Raw genomic sequence first — 317 nt, 5'->3', positions numbered from 1 at the left:
ATGGTGACCGAGGTACCGCCGCTCGCCGGACCCGAGCTGGGCGAGATCGCGGTGATGGCGGGGGCCGCGACATAGCTGAACTGGTCGCTGGCCGAGGTCGCGCTGGTGCCGCCAGGGGTGGTCACGGTCACGTCGACGGTGCCGCTGCCAGCCGGAGCGGTTGCGGTGATGCTGGTCGCGCTGACAACGGTGATGCCGGTTGCAGAGGTCGCGCCGAACTTGACGGCGGTAGCCCCGGTAAAGCCGGTGCCGGTGATGGTGACCGAGGTACCGCCGCTCGCCGGGCCCGAGCTGGGCGAGATCGCGGTGACGGTGGG

At 71.3% G+C, this 317-nt stretch carries 1 protein-coding gene; it reads right to left on the bottom strand.

The genetic code is table 11. The annotated features are described in order from the left end of the window. On the bottom strand, positions 1-317 hold a 317-nt coding region (locus EJC47_RS20915; RefSeq protein WP_185867755.1), incomplete at both ends, for an IPT/TIG domain-containing protein.

The sequence above is a fragment of the Sphingomonas sp. TF3 genome (assembly GCF_003985085.1).
In the GTDB taxonomy this organism is placed as follows: domain Bacteria; phylum Pseudomonadota; class Alphaproteobacteria; order Sphingomonadales; family Sphingomonadaceae; genus Sphingomonas.
Note: the sequence above shows the minus strand (reverse complement) of the source record. Positions and strands in the feature narration are given on the sequence as shown.